The sequence below is a fragment of the Caballeronia calidae genome (assembly GCF_900044055.2).
Lineage (GTDB): Bacteria > Pseudomonadota > Gammaproteobacteria > Burkholderiales > Burkholderiaceae > Caballeronia > Caballeronia calidae.
The window spans coordinates 25,292-50,706 of the sequence record NZ_FCOX02000011.1 but is presented as its reverse complement, the minus strand read 5'-3'; the positions used below and the strand labels follow the sequence as shown (position 1 = coordinate 50,706).

General features: G+C 64.4%; 21 protein-coding genes. 11 read left to right on the top strand and 10 right to left on the bottom strand.

The window, feature by feature from the left end:
- Positions 1 to 154 precede the first annotated feature (154 nt).
- The 4 genes from AWB78_RS12815 (at position 155) to AWB78_RS12800 (ending at position 4,750) form a co-directional block, all read left to right on the top strand.
- On the top strand, positions 155 to 1,894 hold the full coding sequence (locus AWB78_RS12815; RefSeq protein ID WP_062604959.1) for a methanol/ethanol family PQQ-dependent dehydrogenase: 1,740 nt from the start codon (positions 155 to 157) through the stop codon (positions 1,892 to 1,894).
- A gap of 71 nt (positions 1,895 to 1,965) precedes the next feature.
- On the top strand, positions 1,966 to 3,183 hold the full coding sequence (locus AWB78_RS12810; RefSeq protein WP_062604958.1) for a c-type cytochrome: 1,218 nt from the start codon (positions 1,966 to 1,968) through the stop codon (positions 3,181 to 3,183).
- A gap of 145 nt (positions 3,184 to 3,328) precedes the next feature.
- Positions 3,329 to 3,514: a hypothetical protein gene (locus AWB78_RS12805; protein WP_062605064.1), complete on the top strand. Its 186-nt coding sequence runs from the start codon at positions 3,329 to 3,331 to the stop codon at positions 3,512 to 3,514.
- 186 nt (positions 3,515 to 3,700) lie between these two features.
- On the top strand, positions 3,701 to 4,750 hold the full coding sequence (locus tag AWB78_RS12800; RefSeq protein WP_062604957.1) for an FUSC family protein: 1,050 nt from the start codon (positions 3,701 to 3,703) through the stop codon (positions 4,748 to 4,750).
- Here the strand turns inward: AWB78_RS12800 and AWB78_RS12795 are convergent.
- The 7 genes from AWB78_RS12795 to AWB78_RS12765 all read right to left on the bottom strand — a co-directional run bounded on the left by AWB78_RS12795 (position 4,747) and on the right by AWB78_RS12765 (position 14,725).
- The gene (locus tag AWB78_RS12795) at positions 4,747 to 5,895 is read right to left on the bottom strand and encodes a DSD1 family PLP-dependent enzyme (RefSeq protein ID WP_062604956.1); all 1,149 of its coding nucleotides are present in this window, start codon (positions 5,893 to 5,895) and stop codon (positions 4,747 to 4,749) included. The genes AWB78_RS12800 and AWB78_RS12795 overlap by 4 nt on opposite strands.
- Before the next feature lie 95 nt (positions 5,896 to 5,990).
- Positions 5,991 to 7,229 carry a CaiB/BaiF CoA transferase family protein gene (locus tag AWB78_RS12790; protein ID WP_062604955.1) on the bottom strand — a complete coding sequence of 413 codons (1,239 nt, stop codon included), beginning with the start codon at positions 7,227 to 7,229 and terminating at the stop codon, positions 5,991 to 5,993.
- A gap of 1 nt (position 7,230) precedes the next feature.
- Positions 7,231 to 8,040 (bottom strand): enoyl-CoA hydratase/isomerase family protein, encoded by an 810-nt coding sequence (locus AWB78_RS12785; protein WP_198399259.1) that lies wholly within the window; start codon positions 8,038 to 8,040, stop codon positions 7,231 to 7,233.
- A 69-nt stretch (positions 8,041 to 8,109) separates the two neighbouring features.
- Positions 8,110 to 9,399, bottom strand: a complete 1,290-nt coding sequence (locus AWB78_RS12780) for an MFS transporter (protein ID WP_062604954.1) — start codon at positions 9,397 to 9,399, stop codon at positions 8,110 to 8,112.
- A gap of 252 nt (positions 9,400 to 9,651) precedes the next feature.
- Positions 9,652 to 12,690: an FAD-binding and (Fe-S)-binding domain-containing protein gene (locus tag AWB78_RS12775; RefSeq protein ID WP_062604953.1), complete on the bottom strand. Its 3,039-nt coding sequence runs from the start codon at positions 12,688 to 12,690 to the stop codon at positions 9,652 to 9,654.
- A 53-nt stretch (positions 12,691 to 12,743) separates the two neighbouring features.
- Positions 12,744 to 13,508 (bottom strand): 2-keto-4-pentenoate hydratase, encoded by a 765-nt coding sequence (locus AWB78_RS12770; RefSeq protein WP_062604952.1) that lies wholly within the window; start codon positions 13,506 to 13,508, stop codon positions 12,744 to 12,746.
- Positions 13,505 to 14,725 (bottom strand): pyridoxal-phosphate-dependent aminotransferase family protein, encoded by a 1,221-nt coding sequence (locus AWB78_RS12765; protein ID WP_062604951.1) that lies wholly within the window; start codon positions 14,723 to 14,725, stop codon positions 13,505 to 13,507. Before AWB78_RS12765 ends, AWB78_RS12770 begins: the two co-directional genes overlap by 4 nt.
- A 164-nt stretch (positions 14,726 to 14,889) precedes the next feature.
- Here AWB78_RS12765 and AWB78_RS12760 point away from each other — a divergent pair, with 164 nt between their 5' ends.
- A complete protein-coding gene (locus AWB78_RS12760; RefSeq protein ID WP_062604950.1) occupies positions 14,890 to 15,645 on the top strand; it encodes a GntR family transcriptional regulator in 756 nt (251 codons plus the stop codon).
- Between the two features lie 43 nt (positions 15,646 to 15,688).
- On the opposite strand, the gene AWB78_RS43425 is transcribed toward AWB78_RS12760, so the two are convergent.
- Complete coding sequence (locus tag AWB78_RS43425; protein ID WP_232477684.1) at positions 15,689 to 15,856, bottom strand: hypothetical protein; 168 nt, start codon at positions 15,854 to 15,856, stop codon at positions 15,689 to 15,691.
- A 158-nt stretch (positions 15,857 to 16,014) separates the two neighbouring features.
- On the opposite strand from AWB78_RS43425, the gene AWB78_RS12755 reads away from it, so the two are divergent.
- A complete protein-coding gene (locus AWB78_RS12755; protein ID WP_062604949.1) occupies positions 16,015 to 16,938 on the top strand; it encodes a DNA-3-methyladenine glycosylase family protein in 924 nt (307 codons plus the stop codon).
- A gap of 235 nt (positions 16,939 to 17,173) precedes the next feature.
- Positions 17,174 to 19,180: an MFS transporter gene (locus tag AWB78_RS12750; RefSeq protein WP_062604948.1), complete on the top strand. Its 2,007-nt coding sequence runs from the start codon at positions 17,174 to 17,176 to the stop codon at positions 19,178 to 19,180.
- Between the two features lie 16 nt (positions 19,181 to 19,196).
- Here AWB78_RS12750 and AWB78_RS12745 read toward each other — a convergent pair whose 3' ends face one another.
- Positions 19,197 to 20,327 carry a peptidyl-alpha-hydroxyglycine alpha-amidating lyase family protein gene (locus AWB78_RS12745; protein ID WP_374729464.1) on the bottom strand — a complete coding sequence of 377 codons (1,131 nt, stop codon included), beginning with the start codon at positions 20,325 to 20,327 and terminating at the stop codon, positions 19,197 to 19,199.
- 158 nt (positions 20,328 to 20,485) lie between these two features.
- Between AWB78_RS12745 and AWB78_RS12740 the strand changes: the two genes are divergently transcribed.
- Both AWB78_RS12740 and AWB78_RS12735 read left to right on the top strand, forming a co-directional pair.
- Positions 20,486 to 20,911, top strand: coding sequence for a hypothetical protein (locus AWB78_RS12740; RefSeq protein WP_062604946.1), 426 nt, complete (start codon positions 20,486 to 20,488; stop codon positions 20,909 to 20,911).
- Positions 20,912 to 20,989: 78 nt separating this feature from the next.
- Positions 20,990 to 21,544: a TetR/AcrR family transcriptional regulator gene (locus AWB78_RS12735; RefSeq protein WP_062604945.1), complete on the top strand. Its 555-nt coding sequence runs from the start codon at positions 20,990 to 20,992 to the stop codon at positions 21,542 to 21,544.
- A gap of 8 nt (positions 21,545 to 21,552) precedes the next feature.
- Here AWB78_RS12735 and AWB78_RS12730 read toward each other — a convergent pair whose 3' ends face one another.
- Positions 21,553 to 22,506: a D-2-hydroxyacid dehydrogenase family protein gene (locus tag AWB78_RS12730; protein WP_062604944.1), complete on the bottom strand. Its 954-nt coding sequence runs from the start codon at positions 22,504 to 22,506 to the stop codon at positions 21,553 to 21,555.
- Positions 22,507 to 22,765: 259 nt separating this feature from the next.
- On the opposite strand from AWB78_RS12730, the gene AWB78_RS12725 reads away from it, so the two are divergent.
- Together AWB78_RS12725 and AWB78_RS12720 are read left to right on the top strand one after the other, a co-directional pair.
- Entirely contained in the window at positions 22,766 to 23,881 is a 1,116-nt protein-coding gene (locus AWB78_RS12725; RefSeq protein WP_062604943.1) for a hypothetical protein, read from the top strand.
- A 175-nt stretch (positions 23,882 to 24,056) separates the two neighbouring features.
- Positions 24,057 to 25,412, top strand: coding sequence for a TAXI family TRAP transporter solute-binding subunit (locus AWB78_RS12720; protein ID WP_374729462.1), 1,356 nt, complete (start codon positions 24,057 to 24,059; stop codon positions 25,410 to 25,412).
- Positions 25,413 to 25,415: the final 3 nt, after the last annotated feature.

The window sequence follows — 25,415 nt, the reverse complement described above, 5'->3', positions numbered from 1 at the left end:
ATGCAACGCATCGCACATGAGATCCGCATGCAGCAAGGCACACGCGCGCATGCATCGTCAATGGCACATGACTTGCCTTGATGACCTCGCAACCGTTCGCATCGCTTATCGAGATTCCGGAATACGTTGCACCGACAATACCCAGGAGACAACGATGAAGACTCGCTTCAGTCCGGCAATGCGCATCGCGGCCCTCGCTGCAGGCGCCGCTGCCGCATTCGGCTTTGCACAACATCAGGCGATCGCGGCCAGCGACACGTCGGCGCAATATCCGGACGTCACCTATGAACGTCTCACGAGCGCGCAGGACGATCCCGGCTGGCTCACGTACTACCGCACGTATAACGGTCACGCGCATTCGCCGCTCAAGCAGATCGACACGAGCAACGTGAAGGGACTGAAGCAGGTATGGAGCTACAAGTTTCCCAAGGACTTGCAACAAGGCTTCGAAGCGACGCCCATCGTCAACGGACGCTTTCTTTTCGTGACGACGCCCAAGGACAACGTCTATGCCTTCGATGCCGCGACGGGCAAACAGCTCTGGAAATACGAGCCGAATCTCGATGCGAAATCATTGAAGACCGCATGTTGCGATGTGATCAATCGCGGCGTGGCGTTGTATGGCAAGAACGTGTACGTCGCGATGTTGAGCGGCGAAGTGGCCGCGCTCGATGCGCAAACGGGCGCGCTCGTATGGAAGAAGGCGATGTTCGATCCGGGCGTCGGCTATTCGTTCTCGCTTGCGCCGCTTGCGCTCGATGGCGCGCTTGTCGTCGGCAGCTCGGGCGGCGAGTATGGGGCACGCGGTTTCATCGCGGCACTCGATCCCAAGGATGGCAACGTGCTCTGGAAACGCTATACCGTGCCAGGCGCGAAAGAACCCGGCGGCAATACATGGCCCGATGGCATGCAGGAGCACGGCGGCGCGCCCGCATGGCTCACCGGCACGTATGACGCGGCAAGCAAGACGCTTTACTGGGGCGTAGGCAATCCAGGACCGTGGCTCGCCGATCTTCGCCCCGGCGACAATCTCTACTCCGACTCGCTGCTCGCGCTCGACCCGAAGACGGGCGATCTCAAGTGGCACTATCAATACACCACGCACGACACCTGGGACTATGACGGCGTCAACACGCCCGTGCTCGCGAACATCAAGTACGAAGGCAAAGACTACGACGCGATCATTCATGCGGACCGCAACGGCTTCTTCCATGCGATCGATCGCAGCAACGGCAAACTGATCTATGCGCGGCCCTTCGTCACCGCGACATCGGTCACGGGCTATACGGACGATGGCAAGCCGATTCAGGATGCATCGAAGTATCCGAAGACGGGCACGACCATCGAAACATGCCCGAGCTTCCTGGGCGGCAAGAACTGGTGGTCCGTGTCATACGATCCGCAGACGCATCTCGCGATCGTCCCGGCATTGCATGCGTGCATGTCGTTGTCGGGCAAGTCGGTGACCTACATGGAAGGCCTGCCATATCTCGGTGAAGGCTTCGAGATCAAGCCCGAGCCCAACAGCAAGGGCTACGGCGAACTGCAGGCGATCGATGTCGATACCGGCAAGAAGGTCTGGAGCCACTGGAGCAAGCTGCCCTGGAACGGCGGTGTCGCGACGACGGCCGGCGGCCTCGCATTCAGCGGCTCGCTCGATGGCCATCTCTACGCATTCGATGAAAAGACCGGCAAGGTCTTGTGGCAAAGCCCGAAGCTCGCGAGCGGCATCATCGCGCAGCCTTCGGTGTATGAGATCGACGGGAAGGAATACGTCGCCATTCTCGCCGGTTATGGCGGCGCGAATCCGATCTGGGGCGGCCCCATGGCGAAGGCCGCGGAGAAGGTGCCGCGCGGCGGCACGCTCTACGTGTTCGCGCTCAATCGCACCTGACCACTGATCGAACCGCGAGTGCGCTGCATTGCGCGCTCGCGGGGTTCATCGACTTCATCGGACGCTTCGACATGAATCATTCACTCAATCGCATTCGCGCGGTCAGCATGCTGGCCGCATCCATCGCGCTCACGCCAACGCCTTCCAGTGCCGCCGTGAAGATCTGCACGTTTCCCGGCAGCCCGTCGGCGGCGATGGATCGCGCCGTTGCGCAAGCGGTCTTCGCGCGGGCCCATATCGCGGCGACGTTCGTATCGAACGGTATCGGCGAAGGCGACGACGACGGCGTATCGCTTCACGAACTCGACAAGACGCTCGCGCGCAATTGCGATGTGATCGCGGGCTTTCCGCGCTCCACCGTCGCCGATGCATCCGGCGGCAAGATGCGCTTCTCGCAAGGCTATCTTCGTGCAGGCTATGTCAGCATCGAAGCGCCCGGCGCGGAACTGAAGGATGCCGCGAAGCGCACGGTCGCCGCGACCTATGCGAGCCCCGCGCAACTGATCGCCGTGCAAGAGCATGACATGACGCTCGATCTCGAGAACACATCGGCATCGACGGTCGAAGCGGTCGCGAACGGACACGCGCAACGTGCGATCGTCTGGTATCCCGCGGTCGTCGCTTATCGCATTGCGCATCCGGAGCACAGGTTCACCGTGGCGAACGCGGATTCGCCGTATGCGGACTGGCATCTGACCTTCGCTTTCGGCGAAAGAACCGCCGCGTTGCGTCCGCGTATCGACGATGCGCTCGCCGCGATGACCAGCGATGGCCGCCTGCACGCGCTGACGAAGCAATGGACCTTGCCCGCGCAAACCGCTTCGGCGGCGCGCTATCTCGACACACCTTCGGCCGCATCGAACCTGCATGGGGGCATCATGCTCGCGGACGCGAACGCTTCGCGCGCGGGCCGCTTCATCAAGGTGGCGAATGAAGCAAGCGCTGAACCGCCCTCGTTCGAACAGGCGCAAATCGCCCACGGCAAGGCACTCTATTCGAGTTCGTGCGCGAAGTGCCATGGGGCGCAGCTTCAAGGCATGACGGCGCCCGCATTGCAGGGGCCATCGTTCGCGCCGGCATCGAACTCTCATCTGACGGTTGGCGGCATCTTCGGCTACATGGCGACCAATATGCCCGCCGATCGTCCCGGCAAGATGAAGGATCAGGATTACGCGGACATCATGGCGTTTCTGTTGATGTCGAACGGATACAAGCCAGGTGGTGCGAAGATGACGGCCGACAGCGCGCGCGCCTCGACCCTGCCGCTCAACGCCGGACCTGGCCGTTAAGTTCGCGATCCGTACGCCCGCCGCGCGCCTTCAAATACATCACAACGTGACATATAATCGAGATGTCGCGTGAGCGGATCGACATGTGCCGCAACGCGGCGCAATGCGCAAATCAGCCGGCCAGAGCCGGCGGGAGGCCAGCGTCGTGCTTATCAATAACCAGTTCGAAATCGGCTATCTTGTCGTGATTTTCGCTTTGCTCGGCGTCATTCTGATCGGCGCGCTGCTCACGGCGCTGCATCTGGATCGCTGGCATCCGAAGCTCATCAGCGCAGCTATCGGGGCGCTACTCGGGATTGCGCTGATCGAAGCAGTGCCGATGCTCACCTGACGTTTCGTCGCGATAACAAGGCGGCAGCACGCCCGGCAACAGCGGGCATGTTGCCGCTTTGTCTTTCCTCTTCCTGAACGCCCTCTTTCATTTCGCGCGGTGCGCATTGGCATAATGCAGCACCGGGCGCGCACGCCGCGTCTTCGCCGTTGTCTTGTTCACCGTTTCGTTACCGACCGAGACCGCATGTTCGCGATTACCCGCACCCGACGCCGCCTGCGCGCCTCCTTCGGCGCGCCCGAAGCAAGAAGACTGATCCGGACGCTGATGAGTTGCGCGATCAGCTACGGCGCTGCGCGACTCGCCGCGTTGCCCGAGGGATACTGGGCGCTCATCACGACGCTCGTCATCGTGACGCAGCCGAGTCTCGCGCAGGCAGTCGATATCGCGCGCGATCAGATCATCGGTGCATTCATCGGCGCCGTCGCGGGCATGCTCGGCATCGTCGCGATGGAGCGTGGCGCGCCGCCGCTCGCGGTCTTCAGCGTCGCGCTCGTGCCGCTTGCCGCGTTGAGCGCGAAGCGTCCCGCATTCAGGCTGGCGTGCGTGACGCTCGTGATCGTCGTGCTGATTCCCGCGGGTCCCGGCTCGCCCTTCGAGCGTCCCATGCATCGCGTGTTGGAGATATTGATCGGCGCGGCATCGTCCTTCGTCGTGTCGGCGCTGTGGCCGAATCGTGCGCTCACGGCCGCGCATCGCAGTGTCGGCGATACCTTGAAGAGTCTGGGTCAGTTGATCGGGCTCTATCTGTCGGGCGAACGCGATGAAGCCCGCGCAACGCGCCTCGAAGGGCAAAGCACGGACGCGCAACAGGCATTCGACGACGCGCTGAAGGAAGCCGGACGCGAGCACATCATCGTGCTCGTGCAGAACCATCGTGCCGACGCCATCGACAAGGCCGCGCCTTTTCTGCGGCGCCTGCATGGCGATGCGCTCTTTCTCTCCAAGGCGGTATCGCGCCTCGATCGCGAGACGTGCGCGGCGCGCTTCAATACCACGAGCCGCGAACTGCAGGCATTGTTCGAGACGCTCGCGAGCGTGCTCGCATCGGATCGTCAGGACGATGCAAAGCTCGCTCGCGCCCGTTCAGCCGTGAGCGAACTCAAGAGCACGCTCGCGACTCAGGAAGCGACGCACGGCGCGCAGGAAGTGGCGCAGTTCGTCGTCGGGCTGATCGTCGCGGATCTCGATGCGTTGATCGCGACGATCTATCCGCTCAAGGAGCGTTCGGCCTAGCGCGAAAGGCCGCGTGCATCGATGGGCCATACATCCGTCACACGCTCGCCTCGATAGCACACGTATTCGTCGTAGAGATTCACCGTCGGATCGCAGTGTCCCGGCGGCAACAGAACACGCTTGCCGACGAGGTCCGAACAGTCGTCATCGGGCGCATCTTGCGCTTGCAACATGCCGTGCTCGTCGTTCGCGGAGATATAGGTCAGCGCGGGCTCGGTGTGCGCGTCGAGCCGGTGCACGCTGCGCGGCAGGCCCGAATCCACCGCGAGACCCTTCAGGCCCACGTCGCAAACCGCCATGCCGGGCCGCGTAGCGCTCATGATCGTCGACAGCACGAAAAGGCTATGACTCCAGCGCAATTCGCCGCCCCAGTCAATGCCGCCGTAATCGCCGTCCATGAAGAGATAGGAGCCGGGTTGCAGTTCGGTGAAGACGCCGCTCGTGGCATCGAACTCGACGGTGCCGGTGCCGCCGCCCGTCACGATGCCGCAGCGCACGCCGCGTGCATCGAGCGCGCGCACGTAGCGTGCGGCGATATCCGCGGCGCGGCCGGCTTCGCGCTTGCGCGCGTTCCAGTCGGCGACGTGCTGGATGCCGCCGTGATACGCCTGAATGCCCGCGAAGCGCAGCGCGCTCTTTGCGGCGATGCCGTCGACGAGCGCAAGCAGCGCATCTTCGCTCGTCACGCCGCAGCGATGCTGCCCCGCATCGACTTCGGGCAGCACGTCGATCGTCACGCCCGCGTGTTGCGCGGCTTCGCCGAGCGCCTGCACTTGCGGCAACGCATCGACGCAAACGGACAAGCGCACATGCGATGCGAGCTCGACCGCCATCGCCAGCTTATCGGCACCGACGAACTCGTTGCTCACATGAATGCTCGCGATGCCCGCCGCCGCGAACGGATACGCCTCCGACAACTTCTGGCAGCACACGCCGACCGCGCCCGCTTCGACCTGGCGCTTCGCGATTGCGCTGGACTTGTGCGCCTTCGCATGCGGACGCAAGGCGACGCCGTGCTTCGCCGCGAACGCGGACATCGCCGCGAGATTGGCGTCGAAGGCGTCGAGATCGATCATCAGCGAAGGCGTGGCGACGGATGCGAGCGTGTCGCCCACGCGGGCGGCGGGAGGAGGTGCGAGCGTCATGGCGGGTCGTGGCGATGAAAGTGGATCAGGCATCGATCATAGCGCGCGGCATTCTGCATGATGAATGCATAAAACCATTCGCGCGTATGTCGATGTCATGCCGCCACTTCCGTTTCGAGGATCGCGCCTTCGTCCTTGAGCGCCTGAATGCGCGCGTCGTCGAAACCGTATTCGCCGAGCACTTCGCTCGTGTGCTGACCGAGAAGCGGCGCGGGACGCGAGGCTTTCGTGCATCCGTCTGAGAAGTGAATCGGCAAGCCGATGCCGCGCATCGGTCCCGCAAGCGGATGCTCCGTCTCGACGATCATCCCGCGCGCAATCGCCTGCTCGTGCGACGACGCTTCCGGCACGCCGAGCACCGCGCCGCTCGGCAAGCCGATCTCGTCGAAGCTCGCGAGCCACTCGTCGGTGGTGCGTTCGACGAGGCGCGCGGTCAGGATCTCCACGAGCACTTCGCGATGCTTCAGCCGTCCCGCATTCGTCCGGAAGCGCTCGTCTTCGGCGAGGCCGGGAATATTCAACACGCCGACGAGACGTTCGTAGTTGCTCTGATTGGCCGCGCCGATGTTGACCCAGCCGTCGCGCGTGCGGAACGCCTGATACGGCGCGCTCGTCGGATTGGCGGAGCCCGCCTTCGGCAATACGGTGCCGTCCGCGAAGTAATTGGCGAAGGCCCAGTACATCTGCTGCAGGCCCGCTTCGAAAAGCGATGTATCGACCATCTGGCCGAGGCCCGTCGCCTGTTTTCTCGCATAGGCCGCGCTGATGCCGAGCGCCGCCAGGATGCCCGCATTGATGTCGGTCACGGGCGAGCCTGCCTTGATCGGCGCCTGCCCCGGCTCGCCGGTCATGCTCATCAGCCCGCTCAGGCCTTGCGCGATCAGATCGAAGCCGCCCTTGTCGGCCATCGGACCGCTGCGGCCATAGCCCGAGATCGCGCAATAGATGAGGCCGGGGTTCACCGCCCTCAGCGCTTCATATCCCATGCCGAGCTTTTCCATCGTGCCGCGCCGATAGTTCTCGGTGACGACGTCCGCGCTCGCGAGCATCTTCCTGAGCACTTCCTTGCCGCCTTCTGTCTTGAGATTGAGCGCGATGCCGCGCTTGTTGCGGTTCACGATCATGAACGACGCGGATTCGCCGCTCGCAAGGAGCGGCGCGAATCGCCGGCAATCGTCGCCGCCGGGAATCTTTTCGACCTTGATGACGTCGGCGCCCATGTCCGCGAGCATCATCCCGCAGATCGGCCCCGACATGATGTGCGCGAGCTCGATCACGCGCATGCCCGCGAGCGGCCCCGCGCCCGTTGCGGCCGCTGGTTTCGTGTCTGCCATGTCAACGTCCCTTGAATTGCGGTTTGATCTTGTCGAGAAAGGCCTGATAGCCGGTGCGGAAATCCTCCGTGCCGAAGCAGGCGAAGCCTTCGTCGCGCTCTTCGTCCGTGAGCGGCGCGGAGTCCATTACGCGGCGCACGAACTGCTTGTGCCAGCGCGCGACGAGCGGCGCGCCGTCCGCGATGCGCCGCGCGGTCTCATACGCATGCGAAGTGACTTCCGCATCCGCGAAGACGCGTGTGACGAGCCCTTTCGCAAGCGCTTCCTTCGCATCGAACACGCGGCCTTCGAGAAGAATCTCGAGCGCGACGGCAGGCCCGGCCAGACGCACGAGCCCTTCCATTTCGGCATGCGCCATCACGAGGCCGAGATTCTTGATGGGCACGCCGAAGCGGCTCGATTCGCCGCAGATGCGCAGATCGCACATCGCCGCGATTTCGAGACCGCCGCCGACGCAGATGCCGTGAATCATCGCCACGATCGGATGCCGGCACGCGCGCAATGCATGCAAAGTGCGATGCATGATGGCGCCGTACGCCCTCGCCTGCTCGACGTTCGAGCGGTCCGTGCGGAATTCCGCGATGTCGTTGCCCGGCGAGAAGGCTTTCTCGCCCGCGCCGCGCAGCACGATGCAGCGCAGCGTATCGTCGCCGGACAGCGTCTCGATGGTCTCTCCGAGCGAGCGCCACAAGTGCTTGGTCATCGCGTTGAGCTTGTCGGGCCGGTCGATGACGACTGTCGCGATATCGCCGTCGCGCTCGATCAGGATGGATGGTTCCGCCACATCGCCTCCTTGAATTGAATGCTGCATGCGTTATTCGATCCGGTTCAATGCATGCAAAATGCATTGAACCGGAAATTCAACGGCGAGTCCGCCCGGTCACACGAACTCGCGCGCTTCCGCCGCGTCCTGCTTTTGCTCCTCGACTTCGAGCGAGCGGTCGGGGCGCATCGTGAACGACAGGATGATGCCCACGGCCATCAGGATCATCGACACCGTGAACGGCAGGTTCCAGTTGCCGGTGCGGTCGATGAGCCAGCCGCCCACCACCGGGCTGATGATCGCCGCGAGCGCCGAGCCGGAATTCATGATGCCGGAAGCGGTGCCCGCATGCTTCGGGGCGATGTCCATCGGCACGGACCACATCGGTCCGATCGTCATTTCGTTGAAGAAGAAGCCCGCCGACAGGCATACCGCCGCGAGCGTGATCGAGATGTTGGAGATCAGCATGATCGGCGCGAGCGACAGCAGCGTCAGCAGCATGCACACGCCGACCATCACGTTGCGGGCGAGGCGGACGTTGCCGCTCTTTCTCAGGATGCGGTCGGTGATGGAACCGCCGAGCCAGTCGCCGAGCACGCCAGCGAAGAACACGCCCGAAGCGAACAGCGCCGACTTGCCGAGCTGCATGTGATAGCTGTGCAGGAAGTATTGCGGAATCCAGCCGAGGAAGAGCCACAGCACCCAGCCATAGCAGAAGTACACGGCCGTGACGGGCGCCATGCGGCCGAGCAGCGTGCGCCACGGCACCGGCGTGCGTTGCTTCACGCCCGAGTAGGTCGCGAGCGTCGCGCACTCGGAGTCCGTGATGCGCGGATGATCGCGCGGGTTATCGCGGAAGTAGAAGACCCATGCGATCGCCCACAGGAAACTGATGATCCCGGTGATGACGAACGCGCCGCGCCAGCTCGTCGCGACCATCAGCCAGACGATGAGCGGCGGCGCCACCGCATTGCCGATGCGTGATGCGGCATGCGTAATGCCTTGTGCAAAGCCGCGCTGATCGGCGGGCATCCAGTTGGACATCGCGCGCGTCGCGGTCGGGAAGGTCGCGCCTTCGCCGAGTCCGAGCAGCACGCGCGCCACGATCAGCGAGGCAAAGCCGCCCGCGAGACCCGTCAGCACGGTGGCGCCCGCCCAGATGATCGCGCACAGCGTGAGCGTGCGGCGCGGCCCGAAGCGGTCGCCCACCCAGCCGCCGATGATCTGGAACACGAGATACGGATACGCGAATGCGGAAAACACGAAACCGATTTGCGTATGCGAAAGACCCAGCTCCGCGCCGAACTGGCTCGCCGCGGTACTGACATTGACCCGGTCGATATAGGTGATGAAATACATCGCGCATAGCAGCAGCAGGACGCGCGTCGTGGCTCGACGGAACATCATCGTCTCCTTGTGTAACCGCGTGCGTGGGCCCGGCGCCTTCGGATGTCGGGAGGCGCCGGATATCACGGCATGCGGAACTTCGCTTGGGTACGTCGGATGAAGGTTGCGGCTCGATTGCGGCTGCTTATTGCGTGCGGCGGCGCAGCTTGCGGATGCGTGGTTTGCGCGGTGATGTCATGGCTCGTCTCCTGGTCGCGGCTCGTCTAGGTCCGCTGTTTTGCATCGGTGAATGAATCTCTCGTCTCGCTGTCTTCAATGCTTCATATCGAGCGCCATCGCCAGCACGCGCGCGACGTGCAACGCTTCTCTTTGCGCGCCATCCGCGATCTGATGACGGCAACTCGTGCCGTCCGCGACGATCAACGCATCGGGCGCCGCGCGCACCGAAGGCAACAGCGACATCTCGGCCATTGCCTGCGATGCGTCGTAATGCTCTGCCTCATAGCCGAAGCTGCCCGCCATGCCGCAGCACGACGATTCGATCGTCTTCACATCGAGACCCGGAATCCAGCCGAGCACTTTCTCGATGGGACGCACGGCGTCGAATGCTTTCTGATGGCAATGCCCGTGCAGCAAGGCCTTCGGTTTATCCAGTGCTTTCAGCTTCAATTGCAATCGGCCTGCCGCCTCTTCGCGCATGAGAAACTCCTCGAACAGAAACGACGCTTGCGAAAGCTTGCGCGCGGCATCGCCATAGCCGTAGCCGAGAAATTCATCGCGCAACGAAAGCAGGCACGACGGTTCCAGCCCGACGATCGCCACGCCACGCTCGACATAGGGCATCAGCGCATCGAGCGCGCGACGCGCTTCTGCCTTCGCTTCATCGACGAGACCCGCCGAGAGGAACGTGCGCCCGCAGCACAGCGGCCGCTCGCCCGCCTTCACGTTGAGATTCACCGTGTAACCGGCGGCTTCGAGCACACGCTTCGCGGCGCGCGCGTTGTCCGGCTCCATGTAGTTGTTGAATGTATCGACGAAGAGCAGGACCTCATTGGTTGCGGATGCAACTTGTTTGCTTTTCTCGCCCGCGAGAAACGGCCTCGCAAAGCGCGGAAACGCCCGTTGCGGCGCGAGACCGAGCCTTGTCTTGAGCCAGCGCGCAACGCCCGGCATGTTCGCTTCGAATGCATTCGATACCGCCGGCATGCGGCTCGCATACGGCGCATAGCGCGGCAGAAACGCGATCAGCCGCTCGCGCAGGCGCAGACCATGACGCTCGGTCCACGCGGCGCGCGCCTCGATCTTGACGCGCGCCATATCGACGCCCGTCGGGCAATCACGCTTGCAGCCCTTGCACGATACGCACAGGTCGAGCACGTCCTTCACGTCCTGACTTGCGAGCCCGTCGTCGCCCAACTGTCCCGACAAGGCGAGCCGCAGCGTATTCGCGCGGCCACGCGTGAGATGCTGCTCGTCCTTCGTGATGCGATAGCTCGGGCACATCGTGCCTGCATCGAACTTGCGGCAATGCCCGTTGTTGTTGCACATCTCGACCGCTTTCGCGAGGCCGCCCGAGAGATCGCCGCCCGAACCCGGCGCGCCCTCTTGGCCCGTCATCGGGTCGCGCGTCACGTTCCATGCGGACCAGTCGAGATGCGGCGTCATCGCGCGCTCGCGGTACGAAGGCGGAAAGCGGAAGTGGCTCGCATCGTCCATTTTCGGCGGCGCGACGATGCGATCCGGGCTCATGCGATTCTCGGGGTCGAAGAGCTGCTTGATATCGCGAAACGCTTCGTTGATGCGCGGGCCGTATTGCCATGCGACCCATTCGCCGCGGCACAGACCATCGCCGTGCTCGCCCGAAAACGCGCCCTTGTATTCGCGCACCATCGCCGCGGCTTCTTCCGCAATCGCGCGCATCTTCACGGCGCCATCGCGTCGCATGTCGAGAATCGGCCGCACGTGCAGCGTGCCGACGCTCGCATGCGCGTACCACGTCCCTTCGGTGCCGTGCTTTCTGAAGACTTCCGTGAGACGGCTCGTGTACTCGGCGAGATGTTCGAGCGGCACCGCGCAATCTTCGATGAAGGACACCGGCTTGCCGTCGCCCTTCATGCTCATCATGATGTTCAGGCCCGCCTTGCGCACTTCCCACAGCGCCTTTTGCGGACCGGCATCGGGCATCTGCACGACCGAGCCCGGCAAGCCGAGATCGCTCATCAACTCGACGAGTTGCGCGAGCTTCGCGACTTGCGTGTCGCGATCCGCGCCCGCGAACTCCACGAGCAACACCGCTTCCGGCCGGCCGACGAGAGCCTTTTCGATCACGGGCCGGAACGCCGGGTTGGACATCGCGAGTTCGATCATGGTCCGATCGACCAGTTCCACCGCGACCGGCCCGAGCTTCACGATGTGCTGCGTCATGTCCATCGCATCGTAGAAGCTCGGGAAGTTCACCACGCCGAGCGTCTTGTGCTCGGGCAACGGCGCGAGCTTCACTGTCAGCTGACGGCTGAATGCGAGCGTGCCTTCCGATCCGACGAGCAGGTTCGCGAGATTCGGTTCGCCGTCAGCGCTGAAGGGCAGCGGGCTCTGGCAATCGAAGAGATCGAGGTTGTAGCCGGCCACACGGCGCAGCACCTTCGGAATGCGTTCGCGCATCTCCTGCTGTTCGCGCATAGCGATGCTGCGCACGCCGGAGACGAGATCGCGCGTGCGTAGATCGCCCATCATCGACGAGAGCCTGCCGAAACGCGCTTCATGGCCATCGGCGAGGATCGCGTCGATCGCATCGACGTTATGCACCATGATCCCGTATTCCATCGAGCGCGAGCCGCACGAGTTGTTTCCCGCCATCCCGCCGATCGTGCACTGCGCGCCCGTCGAGACATCCACCGGAAACCACAGGCCATGCGGCTTGAGCCACGCGTTCAGATGATCGAGCACGACGCCCGGCTCGACCGTGACGGTGCGCGCGTCCTTGTCGAAGTGAACGATGTTGTTGAGCCACTTCGTCGTGTCGATGACGAGCGCCTCGCCCATCGTCTGACCGCATTGGCTCGTGCCCGCGCCGCGCGCAAGCACGCTCGCGTGCGTGTCGCGCGCGATCTGCAATGCGAGGCGCAAGTCGTCCTGATCCTTCGGCACGACGACGCCGAGCGGCATGATCTGATAGATCGACGCATCGGTGGCGTAGCGCCCGCGCGATGCGCGATCGAACAGCACATCGCCCTTCAGCTCGCGTTGCAGGCGCGCCTGCAGCGGGGTCGGCGTGGACGCGAGCCGCGCACGTGCGGAAGCCGGCATCAGATGGATCGGCTTGATGAGCGGGTCGGTGGGGGAATTGAGCATCGTCGCTGTCGGTGAGTGCCGGAATCAGGTGCGGTCCTGGCCTTATGAATGCGTTATGCGAAATGCAATTCGACGGCAGGCAAGCCCTCGATGCGGCCCACCGCCGTGCCGGGCGCGGCGGGAAATGCGAGGCCGGTATAGGTGCCCGCGGTGAGCACGGTCCCGCGCTCGACGGCAAGCCCGCGCGATACGCTGTGATTCACCGTCCAGGCGAGCAGCCGGCGCGGGTCGCCCGCCGGGTTGGCCGGGTCGCCCTGAAAGAGCGCTGCGCCGTCGAACGTGAACGTCATCGCGGGCGATACGAACGGAAACGCCGCGTCATACGGCACGCCCTCGCCTACGATCAACGCGCCGTGGTTCTGCAGGTCGGCGAGTTGCCAGGGCTTCTCGACATCCGGCCACGCGGCGAAGCGGCTTGCCACCACTTCGATCGCCGCATGCACGGACTCGATCGCGGCCAGCACCTCTTCATCGCGATACGGACCACTGCCCGGCTCGAAGCGCCTGCCGAGCCTGAACGCCACTTCGAGTTCGAGCCCTGCCTTGCCGAACGCCTCCCTCGACAGACGCGCGCCCGAGGCATGCACGCCGTCGGCGGGAAGCGGCGCGCCCTGAATCGGGCCATCGGCCGATTTCGCGCCGACTTTCCATCCGCCGATGTCCGCGCGCAGCGCACGCAATGTCGCTTCCTGCGCGAGGTAGGCTTCGTCGGCATTCGCCGGGCGCGCGCCGTGCGGCAACGCGTCGAGCTTCGCGCGATGCGCGCGTGCCTCGACGAACAGCCGCGCGAGCGCGTCGGCGTCGAAAGCGGCGCTCATGCGGCCGCCTTCAGCGCGGGCTTCGCGACGTGGCTCGTCAGATAGTCCATCGACGCGGCCACGCCACTGTCTTTGAGTTCGATGCCCGCGAGCTTCAGGCCCATCTCGCAGCCGGAAAGCGCGGCCATCAGCGTGAGATCGTTGCAGTCGCCCAGATGGCCGATGCGGAACATGCGGCCCTTCACCTTGCCGAGCCCCGTGCCGAGCGACATGTCGAAATGTTCGTAGATGAGCTTGCGCACCGCATCGGCATCGACGCCTTCGGGCGTCATCACGCCCGTGAGCACCGGCGAATACACGGCCGGGTCCGCACACTGGATCTCGAGTCCCCACGCGCTGACCGCCGCGCGGCACGCCGCCGCGAGCCGCTGATGACGCGCGAACACGTTGTCGAGCCCTTCGCCGAGGATCATGTCGAGCGCTTCGGACAGGCCATACAGCAGGTTCGTGTTCGGCGTGTAGGGCCAGTAGCCCTGCTTGTTCATCTCGATGATGTCGGTCCAGTCCCAGAACGCGCGCGGCAGCGTGGCGCGCTTCGAAGCCTCGCGCGCTTTCTCCGACACCGCGTTGAAGCTGATCCCCGGCGGCAGCATCAGGCCCTTCTGCGAGCCGGAAACGGTCACATCCACGCCCCATTCGTCGTGGCGATAGTCCGCGGACGCAAGACCCGAGATCGTGTCGACCATCAGCAAAGCGGGATGCTTCGCGGCGTCGATGGCGCGCCGCACCGCGGCGACATCCGACGTCACGCCGGTCGACGTTTCGTTATGCACGACGCAGACGGCCTTGATCGCGTGCTGCGTGTCGTCGCGCAGGCGCTTTTCGATCATGTCGGCCTGCACGCCGCGCCGCCATCCTTCGATGCCGGGCAAGCCCAGGAACTCCGGCTTCAGACCGAGGTTCTCGGCCATCTTCTTCCACAGCGTCGCGAAGTGGCCGGTCTCGTACATCAGCACGGCATCGCCGGGACTCAGCGTGTTGCACAGCGCCGCCTCCCACGCGCCCGTGCCCGATGCCGGATAGATCACCACCGGCTGGTTCGTCTTGAAGATTTTCCTGATGCCATCGAGCACCTTCAGACCCAGCGCGCCGAACTCCGGACCGCGATGATCGATCGTCGGGTAGCTCATCGCGCGAAGAATGCGATCGGGCACCGGGCTCGGCCCGGGAATCTGCAGGAAGTGACGGCCAGCAGGATGGGAATCGAGCTTCAGCATGGGTGCGCGTCCTTTGAAATGTAATTTTGCATGCAAAATACAATAACGCAGCGATCAGGTCGCGTAAAGGAATACATAGGCCGAACGGCCTAGGGATAACCCGCTGGCGGTTTTTTCCACTTGCGTCGGGTTAAAATTGCCGCAAAAGGAATTCGAGGTATTGAATGCAAAATCCCGATCTGCCAGAAACGCACGTTTCGTCGCCGCTACCGAAAGTCGAGCGGCTGCGCCTGCACGACACCGTCGTCGATCACTTGCGCGGCTTCATCGTCGAGGGTCTGCTCGCGCCCGGCGTGAAGCTCAACGAGCGCAAGCTGTGCGAGACGCTCGGCATTTCACGCACGCCGCTGCGCGAGGCGCTCAAGGTGCTGGCCGCCGAGGGGCTGATCGAGATTTCGCCGAACCGCGGCGCGTCGGTATCGCAGATGAGCGAGTTCGAAATCCGCGAGATGTTCGAACTGATGAGCGGGCTCGAAGCGTTTTCCGGTGAGCTCGCATGCGAACGCATCACGCCGCTCGAGATCGCCGAGATCAAGGCGCTGCATTACGCGATGCTCGCGTGCCGCGCGCAGAACGACCTGTCCGGCTACTACAGCCGCAATCAGGCGATTCACGACAAGATCAACGAAGCGGCGCGCAACACGGCCTTGCGCCAGACCTATGTGTCGATCAACCGGCGTCTGATGGCGCTGCGCTTTCGCTCGAACTTCCAGACGCCGAAGTGGGATAGGGCGATTCACGATCACGAAGAGATGATCGAAGCGCTGGAGACGCGCGATGGCAAGCGCATGGGCGAGATCCTGCGCAAGCATTTGCTGTCGAAGCGCGATGCGGTGCTCGCCGAACGCACGATGTCGACGGTAAAGCCCGCAGCGGCGAAAAAGCGCGCGGCGAACAAGACCGCGCAGGATGAGCAATAGCGGGTAGCACGGTCCCGCGCACTCCCTGAAGACAGTCCTTCTCTCAAACCGTCAGTCCGCTGCCCTCACCGAGTCGAACCTGAGCGCGCGTGCTCGCGGCATGCGCGCTCAGCACGGCAATCTCGTGCCGCGTGTAATGCGTGACCGGCGCGATGGCCGCGAGTGCGGCGGTGAGGACGATGGCGACGATGCTGATCGAGATGGCGTTCATGGTTGGCTCCTTTGGCTGCCTGATGTGGCTGAATCGTTGCTGTCGGTGAAAAGCATTGTGGTCACCGAGAGTTAGCGAAGAATGAGCATCGCCAATGGCGCACGCGTGCCGCGGTAACATCGGCATGCAAACGACCATCGCGCAAATCGGCATTCAAAATGCATTCGACATTCGACACAACGACCGCCACGCTGGAGCTGCCTTTCAAGCGGCCCTTCGACTGGACACGCATGCTGAAATTCATCGGCGGGCGTGCGTCGGCGGGTGTCGAATCAGTCGAGGACGGCGTGTACCGGCGCGCGATCGAATGGCGCGGCGATGACGGCATCATCGAAGTCAGGCCGCATGAACGCAGGCATCGACTGGTGGCCACGGTCGAGGGCGCGGTGGCGCGCCACGCCGATTCGCTCGCCGCGCCGCTCGCCCGCATGTTCGACCTGCACGCCGACCCGCGCGAGATCGCCCGCTGCCTCGCGGCCGATCCGGTGCTCGCGCCGCTCGTCGAGGCCGCGCCCGGTCTGCGCGTGCCGGGCGCGTGGTCCGGCTTCGAGCTGGTGGTGCGGACCATCGTCGGGCAACAGGTGAGCGTGAAAGGCGCGTCGACGATCATGAGCCGCATCGTCCAGCGCGCCGGCCGAAGAATCGAGGGACATCCGCACGAAGGCACGGCATGGCGCTTTCCCACGCCCGCCGAGCTCGCCGCCGCCGATCTGGACAAGATCGGCATGCCGACGAAGCGCATCGAGACCGTGCAACACTTCGCACAGGCGGTCGCGACGGGCGCGCTGCCGCTCGACGATCCCCACGCCGATCCCGATCTCTTGAAACGCGAAATGCTCGCGATGCCGGGTATCGGGCCGTGGACCGTCGGCTATGTCGCGATGCGCGCCCTGCGCGATCCCGACGCATGGCCCGACGCCGATCTCGTGCTCATGCAGGCGATCGCCCGGCGCGAGCCGTCGCTTGCGAAACCCGCCCAGCAGCGCGCCCGCACCGAGCGCTGGCGCCCCTGGCGCGCCTATGCGGCGATGCACCTGTGGAACGGCGTGGCGATGGAAACCGGGCTCGCGCGCGGCGGCTGAGATTGCATGCATTCGACCGCGCGCGCACCTTGGGTGCAGCATGATGCATGCAAAATGCCATCGGCACGGTGGACGGCGCATGACTCGCATGCATCCCGCAGACAATTTCGTTCCGTAGTCTTGAAAATGGACTAATCTGCATCGAGCAGCCGCGCACCGCCGAGGCCGCGGGACAGCACGCGGCGGCAACGTTCGAGACGAAGAAGCGCTGACGAAACGCCATCGGGAGACGCTCATGAACGCATCATCCCTCGACGCGCGAGACCGGCACCACGCACACGCCGCCGCGCAGGCGACACCCCTGCCCGATGTGCCGATCGCGCCGCGCGTGCAGAAGATCGTCGTCGCGATACATGGCATCGGCAATCAGTTGCACAGCGACACGGTGCGTTCGGTGGCGAGCCAGTTCGGCGCGCGCTATGACCCACCGCTGCCCGTGATGCCGCTCGGCTATTTCGATATCGCGGGCGTCGGCGAAGTGGATGTGCGCCAGCTCGATCTTCCCGTGGGCGGCCCTTACACGGCCGAGCAGCGCGACTTCTACTCGGCGCTCGGTTTCGCGGAAGTGTATTGGGCCGACATTCCGCGCGAAGTCGTGAAGCAGGACGACACGCTAGAGGAAAGCAAGGCGTGGGGACTGTCGATCGTGAGCCGCGCGCAAGCGGCCTACATGCTCAATGTCGACGAGCGCAAGCTCGAGCCCGCCGATTTCTCGCTCGCGTCGGGCGTCGTCGAGGAGATCGTCGAGACTGTGGCGGTCATGCAGAGCCTGCTCGCCGTTGCGGAAAAAGCCGGCATCTTCAAGTTCGATCTCGCGCCCGTGCTGCGCGATTATGTCGGCGACGTGCAGCTCGTCGCGGATTTCCGGCAGCATCGCGACACGATCGTGTTTCGCTTTCATCGCGTGATGGAGCGGCTCGTCGCGCTCGTCACCGCGCGTTGCCAGTGCGCGCCCGAGGTGTATATCGTCGCGCACAGCGAAGGGACCGTGATCAGCTTTCTCGGCATTCTGCAGGCGTTGTCCGCGTCGACCGTGACGGACCCGAAAGACACCAAGCAGATCATCAGCACCGACTGGGTTCAAAGCCTGCGCGGCTTCATGACCATCGGCTCGCCTATCGACAAGCATATCCTGCTATGGCCGAAGCTCTGGGAAGGCATGGCGCTGAAAAGCGAAATGCAGGGCGATGCGGTCAGGCAAGTCGAGCGTCCCGGCGGGCCGATCACGCTGCCCTCGCGCATCAAGTGGCGCAACTATTACGACTTTGGCGATCCTGTAGGCTTCGCGCTCGATACGGCGCGCGTCTATCTCGATCATCGCGGCTGCCGTGCGTTCGAATTCGAGCCGGCGCATGATTTCGGCTTCTCGCGCTATTGGCTGCCAGGCAAGGCACACACGGACTACTGGACCGATGCCGATGTGTTCGGCCATTTCATCGAGAACGTCGTGCTCGATCGCAACACAGCAAAAGCCCCGCAAAACAGGCGTTTTCGCGGCATCGTCAGCACGGCGATTCCCTATCTGCTGAGCTTCGCGCTGCATCTTCTCGCGGTGTTCTTCATCTACAAGGCAGTCACGGCTTCGTCCGACTCGAGTGGAAGAACGGCGAGCAGCGCGCCCGAGTTCATCTATCTCACGCGCTCGGTGTTCGCGCTCGCCTGCCTCCTGATGGGAACGACGGTCGCCGCGCGCCTTCCGCGGCTCGTCAAGGCGCGCGGCAGCCAGCGCACGGGCGCATGGCTGCGCTGGCGCATCGTGGCGCTGCTCGCATTCGTCGCGGGCGTATGGGTCTTCTGGTCCGTGCTGCCGATCAACGTCGCGGCGTTTCTTGCCAGCCCGTTCGCGACCCTGCTGCATCGCGATGCGGTCGATCCTGTCGCCGGCAAGGTGGTCTTCGTCGTCGCCGGCTTCGTATGCGCGATAAGCGGATGGCTCGCGCCGCGCAAGCCGCGTGTGGGCCGTCGCGTGCTCGTCGCGCTCGGCGCGCTGATGATGGCGCTGATCGTCGGCGCGAGGCTATGGGACGAGCGGGACACGTCGCTATGGCCCGTCGTGCTCGGCGGCGCGTTCTTTCTCTACGCGTGGTGGCTCGCGATCCTCATCTTCGATCTCGCGTTCGTGTGGCACCGCTATGTGCGCAATTCCGTCGCGCTCGACACGTTGCGCGCGTGGCGCGAGGATCGACGCGATGCGCAGCCCAGGCCGATCGTGTCGATGCGGACCAAGGCTGCGCACAAGTGATACCGGCCGATGCGACTCACGCATGCAGCACGAGCTTCTGCACGCGCCAGTTGAGCAGCTCCGCCACGAACAACGTGTTCTCCGCCGGACAAGCCATCTCGTGAATCCAGCCGAACTGCTTCAACTGCTTGCCCGAGCGCCCGAGCACGCCGAGCAGTTTGCCGTCGAGCGATAACTTGTAAATGCGGCCCGGAAACGCATCCGAGCAATACAACACCTGATTCGGCCCCGGCGAAATGCAAATGGCCCACGGCGAGCCCGGCGCGAACGTGCCCGCCGCGATCGCCGCTTCGTCGGGCATGTTGCCGATAGCCGGGCGCGCATCGGGCGGCACCGGCACGTCGATCGTGAACTGACGCTGAAAATTGCCTTCGCCGTCGAAGACCTGAATCCGCCGGTTGCTGCGATCGGCGACATAGACCAGGTTGTTCGCATCGACGGCAATGCTGTGCGGCGTATGAAACTGCCCCGGCCCGTTGCCGCGATCGCCCCACGATTTGAGCCAGTTGCCGTCCTTGTCCACTTTTGCGACGCGCGAGTTGATATAGCCGTCGCTGATGTATGTATTGCCCTGCGCATCCCACGCGACATCCGTCACCTGACGAAAGCGGCCCGACTCCGAACGCAGCGGCGGATTCGGATGCTTGAGCGGCGCCGTCTCTTCGTCCGATGCTTCCTGCTTGCGTCCGAACACCATCGCGACGCGGCCTTCCGGCGTGAACTTGATGATCATGTCCGAGCCCTTGTCGGTGACCCAGACGTTATCCTGCCGATCCACCTTGACCGTATGCGCGAACGACCACGCATACAGGTTATGCCCGATCTCGCGCACGAAGCGTCCGTTGCGGTCGAATTCGAGGAGTTGCGCGGCGGCCGCGCCATAAGCGGGGCCGGTGGTATTGCCGCGCGAGAGCACGAAGATATGTCCCGCCGAATTGAGCGCGACGCCGGAACATTCGCCGAAGTACACGTCGCGCGGCAGACGCACCGGATCGGGAACGGAATCGTATGAAATGGACGGCACGTCGTTGTCGGCGTACGCGAGATGCGGGAAGAGCGCGAGCGCGGCGGCGCTCTGGCCCGCGAGCGCCAGAAAGCGGCGGCGGCTTGCGGCGGCCGGCGCCGTGTCGCAACATGGGCAGTACATCGAGTGTCGAAGACTCACTGTTACCCTCCTTCTGTTCGTCGCCTGCAATGATGAACATCGATGGTCGGCTTGCTTCGCGATGCGAGAGGAAGTGTAGTGCATGAATCGACCGAAACGCACGCGAGTGTTTTTATCGCTTTCAATGCTGAAAGGACATCATGACCGAATCCTGGCAATACCAAGTTCGAATCAGGCTCGCGCCCGACTATGCGGCACTCGCGCGCAGAGATCCGGCGAGCGAGAAGCTCGCGCCCCTGAATGCGCTTCTCATCAGACACAATGCTCAATTGCAATGCCAGTACGACGCCTTCGCCGATTACGTGGCCCAAGCAGAGCGCGATGGCATCGAGCACTATCCGCTCTATCGATGGACGCGCGAAACCATCGAAAATCCCGCGAAAAAAGCGAGATATCTCGAAGCGTTCACGCTCTATGTGAATGGCGACGAAGTCTATGACAAAGCCCTGGCCGATGCGCTCGAAGCCGATCTGCAGTTGCTCGCGAGCGAGGCGATCACGGATATCCGCAAGTTCGACACGAACCCCGCGCACAATCCGCAGCCGCCTTCGTACGGCAATTCATGAGCCCGACGAGACCAATGAGATTGACGCCGTGCATCGCGCGCGCTAAGGTTTGGTACATCAACCAAACGACCACGTCCCGTGCAGGATCGCCGACAAACCATACTCGAAGCCGCCCTCGCCACCTTGCGTGAAGAAGGTTATGCGGGCTTCACGCAACCGCGCGTCGCTGCGCGCGCGGGCGTGCGTCAGAGTCACCTCACCTATTATTTTCCGACGCGCCTCGCATTGATCGAAGCCGTCGCGCGCACCGCGATCGACAGCCAGCTCGCCGCCGTCGATGCCTTCGCGGGCGAAGCATCGCCCAAGGTCACGGCCGCATCCATCGCCCATGTCGCGATACGCCACGAAAACACACGCGTGTTGATGGCGCTCGCGCAAGCCGCCGACGAAGAACCGACCATACGCAGCCTCTTTCGCGAACTTGCGGAAGGCGTCGCGGTGCGCATCACGCGCATGCTCGAAGCAATGGGCCTCGCCGTCACGAAAGAGCATGTGTCGATGGTGCATGCGCTCGTCGTCGGACTCGCGGTCATCGATCTCGCGGTGGGCCGCACGGACGGCAAGCGCCGCGCGAGCGTGGCCATCGAAACCTTGTTCGCGCTGCTGCCGCCCGGCGAATCGCAAGCGTCATAACCGCAACATCAAGCCTTGCGCGTGTCGAGCCATTCGACGATATTGCGCACCGTATCGCCATAAAAAGTGCGATACAGCTCCTCCGACACATAACCGATATGCGGCGTCGCGAGCACGTTCGGCAGCGCGCGCAGTACATCGTTCGCGGCGAGCGGCTCTTCGTCGTAGACATCGAGGGCCGCGCCCGCGAGCGTGTTCGACTTCAGCGCATCGACAAGCGCCGCGTGATCGACGATCGGCCCGCGCGATGTGTTCACGAGACGGCTCGTCGGCTTCATCTGCGCGAGCTCGTGCGCGCCGACGAGATGACGCGTGCGCTCGCTCAGGCGCACGTGGATCGAAAGCACGTCGGAGGTCTTGAAGAGCGTGTCCTTGTCCACGAGTTGCACGCCCTTTTCTTCCGCGCGCTCGCGTGTCAGGTTCTGGCTCCATGCGATCACGTTCATGCGAAACGCGCGGCCGATCACGCCGACCGCCGAGCCCACGCGCCCCAGACCGAGCAGGCCGAGCGTCTTGCCCGCGAGTTCGGTGCCGAGCGCGGTTTGCCAGCCGCCCTCCTTGAGCGAGCGGTTTTCGGCGGGAATGTTGCGCATCATCGAGAGAATCAGCGCCCAGGTGAATTCGATCGTCGGCGTCGATGCATAGCCGGTATGACGCACTTCCACGCCGCGTTCGGCGGCGGCATCGAGATCGATCGACGCATTGGCCGCGCCCGTCGACGCGATCAGCTTCAGGTTCGGCAGATTGCCGATGATGTCGCGCGAAAACGGCGTGCGCTCGCGCATCGCGCAGACGACATCGAAGGGACGCAGGCGTTCGAGCAGCGCGTCGCGCCCGTCGATGTGATCGTTGAACACGGTGATGTCGGCGCGGCCGTCGAGCGGCGACCAGTCGGCCATGGAAAGCGCGACGTTCTGGTAGTCGTCGAGAACGGCGACCTTGATCGGAGTGGACGTGGGCATGGCGGTTCGGTCTGGTGTGACGAATGGATTGGATGAGAGCCGCTAGTGTGACGCAAGGCTCGAAATCATGTCGGACGGGCACGCGGACGGTCCGCCGGAAATCCCGCAAAGCGTTGCGCCACAAGGGAAAGCGCGGCCCCGCCATCCATGACATAACGTGAAATAAGTTACCGCGGGACTTCGCGCGGCGCATTCCCTATAGTCACTTCCGTCGCCACTCGAAACGCAACGTGGCCTAAGGAACCGAGAAGGACATCCCGTGAAAAACAGATCGACTTTCGCTTCAAACGTCCGCGTTGCTTCCGCCTCCGACGCGGCTTCCGGCAAGCGCCGCGTGCGCCACGCGCTCGTGATCGCAGCCGCCGCCGCGCTCACGCTCTGCAGCAGCTCGGCCTTCGCCGGCTGGGCGCGCGGCGGCACGGCCTACACCGGCCGCGGCGAATACCAGGGCGCGCACGTCGGCTCCTGCGGCGGCGGCAGCTGCTCGCACGCGGGCGGCGTCGAGAATCCGTGGGGCCGCGTCGCGACGAACTCCGGCACGGTGACGCGCACCGCGCCGGGCCAGTTCTCCAACTCCGGCACCGCCTACGGTCCGAACGGCCGCTCCGTGCAGCATGCGGGCGACACGAGCTGCGCCGGCGGCAGCTGCTCGCACACCGGCAGCGCGACCGGCCCGAACGGCAAGACCGCGACCGGCAGCGATACCGTGACGCGCACGGCGCCCGGCCAGTACTCGTCGTCGGGCTCGGTGACGGGGCCGAACGGCAACACGTCGACGCACTCGGCATCGACGAATTGCGCGGGCTATACCTGCAACCGCTCCGGCACGGTCAACACGGCGAACGGCGGCACGGTCACGCATTCGGGCAGCGCGACGAGCGTGGCGCCGGGCGTCGTCACCACTTCGGGCACCGCGACGGTCACGAGCGGTTCGCACAGCACGACGGTCGTCGGCGGCGGCACGGTTTCGTCGAGCACGACCGTGGTCGCGACGACGCCGGTCGTCACCGGCACGACGGTGGTGGCCGTGCCCGTGGTCGTGCCGCCGCCCCCGCCGCCTTCGACGACCGTGGTGGTCGCGCCGCCGCCGGCTTCGTCGACGGTCGTGGTCACGCCGCCCCCGCCGGCGCCCGCGAAGACCGTGGTCGTCGCGCCGGCCCCGGCGCCCGCCAAAACCGTGTATGTCGCGCCGGCTCCGGCTCCCGTGAAGACCGTGTATGTCGCGCCGGCCCCGAAGACCGTGTATGTCGCGCCGGCCCCGAAGACCGTGTATGTCGCGCCGGCCCCGAAGACCGTTTATGTGATGCCGCACCGCGCGGTTTTGATCCCGGGTCACTGGGTCGGCCGGTTCTGGGTTCCCGCGCACTGGGCATAAAGGAGGAACCACGACGAAACCTGAAAGGCCGGCCGCATGCGCGCCGGCCTTGTCGTTTTGCGTGCAGACGGCGTTACACTGCAAAGCAACGCCGCTTCCGACACCGACACGACATGCTCCATGTCTCTCGCGACACGCAAGCAGTCTGGACCGTCTCCTCATGACGAGGCACCGCATGAAGCGCCCGCATCTGCCTCGCGATCATGCCAAAGGCGTCCTGCACGACATCACGTGGACCGCCGGTCCCGTCGTGCTGGTCATTGCGATGGTCGCCGCGCTCGTCTACTGGCTCGTCGATCCCGCGCCGCCCAAAGTCATCACGATGAGCGCGGGTCAGCCCGACAGCTCGTTCTACGTCATCTCGCAGGAATACGCGAAGATCCTCGCGCGCAACGGCATCACGCTGAAGGTGCTGCCCTCGGACGGCTCCGTGCAGAATCTCGAACGCCTGCTCGATCCGAAGCAGCACGTCGATCTCGCGCTCGTGCAAGGCGGCATCGCGACGAAGGAAGAGGCGTCGAAGCTGATGTCGCTCGGCAGCGTGTCGTATGTACCGCTCGTCGTGTTCTATCGCGGCAAGGGAGTCACGCTGCTGTCGCAACTGGAAGGCAAGCGCATCGCGATAGGTCGCGAAGGCAGCGGCACGCGCACGCTGTCGCTCAAGCTGCTGGAAGCGAACGGCATCTATCCGGGCGGCGACACTCAGCTTCTTTCGACCGACGGCCTGCAGGCCGCCACGCAACTCGTCAGCAACGAAGCCGACGCGGTCTTCCTCTCCGGCGACTCCGCGACGCGCAGCCTGATGCTGCGGCTGTTGCGCGTGCCCGGCATCTCGGTGATGGACTTCAAGGAGGCGCGCGCCTACACGCGCCTCTTTCCCTATCTCGACGATATCGAGCTGCCGCCCGGCGTGCTCGATCTCGGCCGGCGCATTCCGCCGGAGACCGTGCATCTGATCAGCCCGACGGTGGAGCTGATCGCGCGGCCGAGCCTGCATCCGGCGCTGACGGATCTGCTCATCGAGGCCGCGCAGGAAGTGCACGGCGCGGCCGGTCTGCTGCAGCACGCGGGTCAGTTTCCGAGCGCGGTCGCGCACGAGTTTCCGATCAGCGAGGATGCGAGCCGCTACTACCGTTCCGGCAAGAGCTTCCTGTATCGCACGCTGCCGTTCTGGCTCGCGAATATCGCGGATCGCGCGCTCGTGCTGCTGCTGCCCGTCGCGGTGCTGATCTTTCCGGCGTTGCGGCTCGTGCCCGCGCTTTATCGATGGCGCGTGCGTTCGCGCATCTATCGCTATTACGGCGCGCTGATCGCGGTGGAACGCAACGCGATGCGCGTCGCCAATGAAGACGAGCGGCGTGCGCTGCTCGTCGAGCTGGATTACATCGAGGAATCGCTCGATACGCTCAGGCTGCCGCTCGCCCATGCCGATGCGCTCTATGTGCTGCGCGAGCATGTCAGCTTCGTGCGCGCGCGTTTGAGCGAAGCGGCGCGGCGGGAAAAGAGCACGGTCCAGACGCGCATGACATAACGG

Coding starts and splice junctions, on each gene's coding strand:
- AWB78_RS43425 (WP_232477684.1), bottom strand. CDS start 15,856: ATGAACGCCATCTCGATCAGCATCGTCGCCATCGTCCTCACCGCCGCA.
- AWB78_RS12770 (WP_062604952.1), bottom strand. CDS start 13,508: ATGAGCGCCGCTTTCGACGCCGACGCGCTCGCGCGGCTGTTCGTCGAG.
- AWB78_RS12800 (WP_062604957.1), top strand. CDS start 3,701: ATGTTCGCGATTACCCGCACCCGACGCCGCCTGCGCGCCTCCTTCGGC.
- AWB78_RS12755 (WP_062604949.1), top strand. CDS start 16,015: ATGCATTCGACATTCGACACAACGACCGCCACGCTGGAGCTGCCTTTC.
- AWB78_RS12750 (WP_062604948.1), top strand. CDS start 17,174: ATGAACGCATCATCCCTCGACGCGCGAGACCGGCACCACGCACACGCC.
- AWB78_RS12720 (WP_374729462.1), top strand. CDS start 24,057: ATGAAGCGCCCGCATCTGCCTCGCGATCATGCCAAAGGCGTCCTGCAC.
- AWB78_RS12760 (WP_062604950.1), top strand. CDS start 14,890: ATGCAAAATCCCGATCTGCCAGAAACGCACGTTTCGTCGCCGCTACCG.
- AWB78_RS12780 (WP_062604954.1), bottom strand. CDS start 9,399: ATGATGTTCCGTCGAGCCACGACGCGCGTCCTGCTGCTGCTATGCGCG.
- AWB78_RS12775 (WP_062604953.1), bottom strand. CDS start 12,690: ATGCTCAATTCCCCCACCGACCCGCTCATCAAGCCGATCCATCTGATG.
- AWB78_RS12730 (WP_062604944.1), bottom strand. CDS start 22,506: ATGCCCACGTCCACTCCGATCAAGGTCGCCGTTCTCGACGACTACCAG.
- AWB78_RS12745 (WP_374729464.1), bottom strand. CDS start 20,327: ATGTACTGCCCATGTTGCGACACGGCGCCGGCCGCCGCAAGCCGCCGC.
- AWB78_RS12810 (WP_062604958.1), top strand. CDS start 1,966: ATGAATCATTCACTCAATCGCATTCGCGCGGTCAGCATGCTGGCCGCA.
- AWB78_RS12795 (WP_062604956.1), bottom strand. CDS start 5,895: ATGACGCTCGCACCTCCTCCCGCCGCCCGCGTGGGCGACACGCTCGCA.
- AWB78_RS12790 (WP_062604955.1), bottom strand. CDS start 7,229: ATGGCAGACACGAAACCAGCGGCCGCAACGGGCGCGGGGCCGCTCGCG.
- AWB78_RS12785 (WP_198399259.1), bottom strand. CDS start 8,040: ATGCAGCATTCAATTCAAGGAGGCGATGTGGCGGAACCATCCATCCTG.
- AWB78_RS12740 (WP_062604946.1), top strand. CDS start 20,486: ATGACCGAATCCTGGCAATACCAAGTTCGAATCAGGCTCGCGCCCGAC.
- AWB78_RS12765 (WP_062604951.1), bottom strand. CDS start 14,725: ATGCTGAAGCTCGATTCCCATCCTGCTGGCCGTCACTTCCTGCAGATT.
- AWB78_RS12815 (WP_062604959.1), top strand. CDS start 155: ATGAAGACTCGCTTCAGTCCGGCAATGCGCATCGCGGCCCTCGCTGCA.